Origin of the sequence: Streptococcus sp. (genome assembly GCF_019414905.1) — a bacterium.
Taxonomy (GTDB): Bacteria; Bacillota; Bacilli; order Lactobacillales; family Streptococcaceae; genus Streptococcus.
Genome location: NZ_DXLC01000014.1, coordinates 1 through 1,439, shown reverse-complemented (window position 1 = coordinate 1,439; position 1,439 = coordinate 1). Strand labels below are relative to the sequence as shown.

General features: G+C 41.3%; 1 protein-coding gene. It reads right to left on the bottom strand.

Features of this window, described 5'->3' with window-relative positions; all coding sequences use genetic code 11:
• Window positions 1-142: 142 nt before the first annotated feature.
• Window positions 143-1,439: glutathione-disulfide reductase (gor, locus tag QZ359_RS00280; protein ID WP_293947426.1), on the bottom strand; the 1,297-nt coding region annotated here is incomplete at its 5' end.

Genomic DNA, 1,439 nt, shown 5'->3' with positions numbered 1-1,439 from the left:
GTTATGGTTTGTTAATTGATTTTTGCATATCTTATTTCAACATACTATAAAATAAAACATAAGAAAACGAGTATCTCCAACTACGGCAATACTCGATTTTTGATATTTAGAAGTGTTTTTTGCTCTGCTTCTTTTATTTCGATTAACGCATAGTTACAAATTCTTCAGATGCAGTTGGGTGAATCGCCACAGTTGCATCAAAGTCTGCTTTGGTTGCTCCCATTTTGATAGCAACGGCAAATCCTTGAATCATTTCATCAACGCCGTAGCCAATTCCATGAAGTCCGACAACTTTTTCTTCTGAACCAGCTGTTATCAATTTGAAACGTGTTTCTTGACGGTTGCAAGTGCAAGCAGAGTACATAGAAGTAAAGCTTGATTTATAAACCTTGATTTGGTCTTGACCGTATTCTTTAATAGCTTGCTCTTCTGTCAAACCAACAGTTCCGATAGCAGGGTGTGAAAAGACAACAGTTGGAATAGTTGAGTAGTCCATTTTTGCAGTTGTTTTTCCGTTAAAGAGACGTTCAGACAAAGTACGTCCAGCCTTGATAGCAACTGGAGTTAGTTCTTTTTCGCCTGTTACATCACCTAGAGCGTAGATTCCTTCAACAACAGTATTTTGGTATTCATCCACTTGGATAAAGCCACGTTCGTTCAGAGTTACTCCAGCTTTTTCAAGTTGCAAGCTCTTAACGTTTGGACGGCGACCTGTAGCCCAGATAACTTGGCTAGCTGTGTGACTAGTACCATCTTCGAAATGAATAGTAATGCCTTCAGCAGTTTTTTCTAACTTGACAGGGACTTTGTGAGTATGAAGTGGCAAGTTTGTTCTTTCCATTTCCTTTACCAAACCTTCAACGATGTAAGAATCAAAACCACGTAAAGGACGATCACGACGAACAAAGAGGTCTGTCTTGACACCAAAGGTGTGGAGTACGCCAGCCAATTCAACGGCAATATAACCCGCGCCTAGAATAGCAACTGATTCTGGCAATTCTTCCCAGGCAAATACATCATCAGAAGAGCCACCTAGTTCAGCACCAGGAACGTCTGGAATACTTGGATGGGCACCAGTAGCAATCACAATATGTTTAGCACGAATCAGTTCACCATTTACGCTAACAGTATGAGAATCTACAAATTCAGCATGACCTTCAATCAAGTCTACTCCGTTGCGTTTAAAACTGCCATCATAAGAAGAACGAGCGCGATCGATGTAGGCTTCACGATTGCGACGTAGGGTTGCAAAGTCAAAGTTAAGATCAGTAGTCTTAAAGCCGTAGTCTTCTCCAAATTGATGGAAAGTTTCAGCGATTTGCGCCCCGTACCACATGATTTTTTTAGGAACACAACCGACGTTGACACAGGTTCCACCTAGTTTCTTTTCCTCAATAACGGCCGCTTTGGCACCATGTTCACCAGCACGGTTCATGGTC